The following is a 4,251-nucleotide window of genomic DNA, read 5'->3' as shown; positions in this document are numbered from 1 at the left end:
GCTCGCCACGAAACGTTTCCGTGGGACAAAGCGAGGTCGTCGTCTGTCCCGGATAAAGGCTTTCGTCGTTCGGCGGGCGATTAAGATCGATTACATAGCGCGAGATGCGCGCGCCGAGAATGGTCGCGCCCAAAGACTTCGCAAACGAATAGAGTCGGTCGAGATGCCAGTCCGTATCCGCAACCGTGAGCGCGATATCCGTGTACTGGTGGCGCAATTCCTCGGGAATATGCGTGCCGAGATGCGGAATAGAAATGATAAGCGGCGCGTCGCCGCGTTCGAGCGTGTAGAGTTCGGTCATGATCTTGATGTGAGACGCGCGAGCGCCGCGCGATAGTCCGCATAAAGACGTGCTTCGTCTCGATGGCGGCGTTGTTCGACTACGCGTTCGCCACCGGTATAAACATCGCGCACAGGAGTATCGCCATGTTCGCAAAAGACGACCGACGAGAGCCACGTTTCCGCGTGCTGTTCGGCGAGATTCGGATGATCGGCATCGAGCACGATCCAGTCGGCGCGTGCGCCCGCTTCCAGTGCGCTGACGTGGCGACCGGTGGCATGCGCGCCGCCTTTGAGTGCGGCATCGAATAAACGGTCTGCTACTTTCGTTTGCGACGATGCAGCCAGCACGTTCCGCTCGCGCCGCGCGAGTCGTTGTCCGTATTCGAGCAAGCGCAATTCCGCGCGCCAATCCACGCCGATATGACTGTCCGATCCAATGCCGAAGACACCGCCCGCATTCAGATAGTCATGCGCGGGAAAAATGCCATCGCCAAGATTCGCTTCGGTCGTGAGACACAGGCCCGCCACCGCGCCGCTTTTTGCAAGCGCTACGGTTTCATTCGCGTCGATATGCGTCGCGTGCACCAGGCACCAGCGCGCGTTGACATCGAATCGATCCAGCAGCCATTGCACGGGGCGCGCGCCTTCCGTTTCAAGGCATGCGTTCACTTCCGCAGTCTGTTCGGCGATATGGATATGCACCGGCGCGCCCGGCGACATTGCATCCAGTCCTTCGATCAAGTCACGCAAGGACGCGAGCGACACCGCACGCAAGGAATGCGGCGCGACGCCATAACGCAACGCGCCGTGTTCGGGATGAACACGGCGCAGGGAATCGATGATGGCGAGCAATTGATCAGGTGTATTGATGAATCGCCGCTGATCGTCGCGCGGTGGTTGTGCACCGAAACCGCTGTATTGGTAAAGCACCGGCAGCATGGTCATGCCGATGCCCGTATCGCGTGCGGCTTCGACTACGCGTTGCGCGAGTTCCGCAGCGTTGCCATAGCGCTGTCCATCCGGCGCGTGATGCACATAATGAAATTCGCATACCGACGTGTAGCCTGACTTCAGCATCTCGACATACAGCCATCGCGCAATCGCGCCGAGATCGTCGGGCGTGATGCGCGCGGCGAATCGATACATCAGTTCGCGCCAACTCCAGAAGCTGTCAGTAGGATTCGCGCGATATTCCGTGAGGCCCGCCATCGCGCGCTGAAACGCATGCGAATGCAGGTTCGGCATGCCTGGCATGATCGGACCCGCAGCGCGCGCGACATCGCGCGGTGCGTTCGGCAAATCAGGCGTGACGCGTTGCAAGGTGCCATCGCTCGTCCATTCGAGCAGCACATTACGACGCCAGCCATCGGGCAAATACGCGTGTTCAGCAAATAAGGCTTGATTGGTCATAGACGACGCTCATAAACGATTTCGCCGCCGCGCACCACGCGAGCGCAGAGCGGGCGGCCGATCCAGTAAGCGAGTTCCGCAAGCGACTGCACGGACCACACGGCAAAGTCCGCGTGACGTCCGGGCGCAAGCAAACCGTGATGGTCCGCATCGCCGAATGCGCGGGCGGCGTGGCGCGTCACGCCTTGCAGCACTTCGGGCACGGTCATGCGGAACAGCGTGCAGGCCATGTTCATCATCAACAGCAAGGACGTGGCAGGTGACGTGCCGGGATTGCTATCGGTCGATACGGCGATGGGCACTTTGTAGCGACGCAACAGATCGAGCGGCGGAAGCTGCGTTTCGCGGATAAAGTAGTACGCGCCCGGCAACAGCACCGCGACCGTTCCTGCTTCACGCATCGCGGCGACGCCTGCTTCATCGAGAAACTCGAGATGATCCGCCGATAGCGCACGATAACGCGCGGCAAGCGCCGTTCCGCCACTATTCGACAACTGCTCCGCGTGCATCTTCACCGCGATATTGCGACGCGCGGCAGCTTCGAATACGCGCTCGCTCTGCGCCAGCGAAAATCCGATTCGTTCGCAAAACACATCGACTGCATCGACCAGGCCTTCGTCAGCGAGTGCGGGCAGCATGTGATTGCAGACTTCGTCGATATAGTCGTCTGCACGGCCTGCGAATTCGGGCGGCAAAGCGTGTGCGCCAAGAAACGTGGTGCGCACCGTGACGGGATAGCGTTCACCGAGTTGACGCGCGACGCGCAGCATTTTGCGCTCGGTCGCAAGGTCCAGCCCGTAACCCGATTTGATTTCGATCGCCGTCACGCCGTCCGCAAGCAACGCTTCGAGACGCGCGGCTGATTGTTCGTATAACGAACTTTCATCGGCTGCACGCGTGGCGCGCACGGTCGAGACGATACCACCGCCCTGCTTCGCGATTGCTTCGTAACTCACGCCTGCGAGACGTTGCGCGAATTCATCGGCACGTTGGCCACCGTAGACCAGATGCGTGTGGCAATCGATCAGGCCCGGCGTAACCCACGCGCCTTTCAGATCTTCGCGAGGCCATTCGGTAAACGCCGAAGGCACATCCGAAGATGCGCCGAGCCACACGATCTTGCCGTCTTCTACCGCAATCGCCGCATCGTCTGTGGTGCGATTCGGATCGCCTTCGGCGCAGAGTTTGAGGTGATGCCAGAGAGTACGTTTCATTGCGATTTCATGTTTAGTTCGATCGCCAGTAGCGCGCCATTTCCGTGCGTTTCGATCTTCACGTTCGATGCTGCATCGATACGCAAGGTATCGCCTTGCTCCAACTTCTTTTCGTCATCCAGATCAATCCGGACCTGCTGCGAACCTTGCGCGCAATACAACAGCACCGTATGCGCATCGACATGATGCGTCTCACCGGCCTGCCACACGCTCAGCGTACCGCGCGCTTCGTCACGATGTACCATGAGGTTGAAGTCACGCGTCGCGCCATCGACAAGACGCGCAGCGATCGATGCTTCGCCAGCGAAGCGCACGAGATCGAGCGGATGCGTGAGGCTGTGCGTCACGCTGCCTTCATCGAGCAGCATGCCCGCGCCTTCGAGCAAGACCAGCGTGCGATCCACGCCCTCGAAACGCGAGAACGGACCGGGCTGCGCCACGTCCGCCACGCTGATACGCCACGCAAAATCATGCTTGCCCGAACCGGCTTCGCACGCGATCTGACGCGTGACGCCGCCGCCGTTCTTCCACGGCGACGCCACCAGTTCCGCGCCGCGAATCAGGGTCACGCGCGGTGAGGTCATCAGCGGCCCAGCATCGGCAGATTGAGACCGGCTTCGCGCGCAGTCGATTGCGCGAGTTCATAGCCCGCATCCGCATGACGCATGACGCCGGTGGCCGGATCGTTGAAGAGCACGCGGCCCAGACGCTCGTGCGCGGCATCCGTGCCGTCCGCCACGATCACCACGCCCGAGTGCTGGCTGAAGCCCATGCCAACGCCGCCGCCATGATGCAGCGACACCCACGATGCGCCACCCGCTGTGTTCAGCAAAGCGTTGAGCAACGGCCAGTCGCTGACTGCATCGGAACCGTCTTTCATCGACTCCGTTTCGCGATTGGGGCTTGCGACCGAACCCGTATCCAGATGATCGCGGCCAATCACGATCGGCGCCTTCAGCTCGCCCTTGCGCACCATTTCATTGAACGCCTGCCCCAGACGATAGCGATCCTTCACGCCGACCCAGCAAATACGCGCCGGCAGCCCTTGAAACGCGATACGTTCGCGCGCCATATCGAGCCAGTTATGCAAATGCGGATCGTCCGGAATGAGTTCCTTGACCTTGGCATCCGTTTTGTAGATATCCTCAGGATCGCCCGACAGCGCAACCCAGCGGAACGGCCCCTTGCCTTCGCAGAACAGCGGACGGATATACGCGGGCACGAAGCCGGGGAAATCGAAGGCATTTTCAACGCCCATTTCCAGCGCCATTTGACGAATATTATTGCCGTAGTCGAGCGTTGCCGCGCCGCGTTCCTGAAGCGTGAGCATGGCCTTGACCTGATG

Annotated in this window: 5 protein-coding genes; all 5 read right to left on the bottom strand. The window is 60.6% G+C overall.

The window, feature by feature from the left end; genetic code table 11:
• On the bottom strand, window positions 1-301 hold a 301-nt coding region (locus tag P7F28_RS04170; RefSeq protein WP_277183179.1), incomplete at its 3' end, for an N-formylglutamate amidohydrolase.
• Entirely contained in the window at window positions 298-1,692 is a 1,395-nt protein-coding gene (locus P7F28_RS04165) for a formimidoylglutamate deiminase (protein WP_277183178.1), read from the bottom strand. The genes P7F28_RS04170 and P7F28_RS04165, both read right to left, overlap by 4 nt.
• Window positions 1,689-2,906, bottom strand: a complete 1,218-nt coding sequence (gene hutI / locus P7F28_RS04160; RefSeq protein ID WP_277183177.1) for an imidazolonepropionase — start codon at window positions 2,904-2,906, stop codon at window positions 1,689-1,691. The genes P7F28_RS04165 and hutI overlap by 4 nt, the downstream gene beginning before the upstream one ends.
• Entirely contained in the window at window positions 2,903-3,490 is a 588-nt protein-coding gene (locus P7F28_RS04155; RefSeq protein WP_277183176.1) for a HutD family protein, read from the bottom strand. The genes hutI and P7F28_RS04155 overlap by 4 nt, the downstream gene beginning before the upstream one ends.
• Window positions 3,490-4,251 (bottom strand): urocanate hydratase (hutU, locus tag P7F28_RS04150; RefSeq protein WP_277183175.1); only part of this gene is annotated, 762 nt, incomplete at its 5' end. The genes P7F28_RS04155 and hutU, both read right to left, overlap by 1 nt.

This window comes from Caballeronia sp. BR00000012568055, from assembly GCF_029439455.1.
Classification (GTDB): domain Bacteria; phylum Pseudomonadota; class Gammaproteobacteria; order Burkholderiales; family Burkholderiaceae; genus Caballeronia.
This window is presented reverse-complemented; position numbering and strand designations above follow the sequence as displayed.